The 215-nt window shown below is 74.0% G+C and carries 1 protein-coding gene; it reads right to left on the bottom strand.

The window, feature by feature from the left end:
• The coding region (locus tag AC3A5R_RS23120) for a hypothetical protein (RefSeq protein WP_487623122.1) at positions 1–215 on the bottom strand (215 nt) is incomplete at both ends.

The following is a 215-nucleotide window of genomic DNA, read 5'->3' as shown; positions in this document are numbered from 1 at the left end:
TACGGGGTCACGGTGTAGCTGGTGATGGCGCTGCCGCCGTTGGCCGGGGCGGTCCAGGACACGGTGGCCTGCTTGTCGCCGGCGGTGGCGGTGACGCCGGTGGGTGCCGCGGGTGCGGTGGGCCCGGTCGGGGTGACGGCGGCCGAGGCGGTGGAGTCGGGTCCGGTGCCGATGGCGTTGGTGGCCGAGACCTTGAAGGTGTAGGCGGTGCCGTT

The organism is Intrasporangium sp. Soil_C_50 (assembly GCF_057656595.1).
This window is presented reverse-complemented; position numbering and strand designations above follow the sequence as displayed.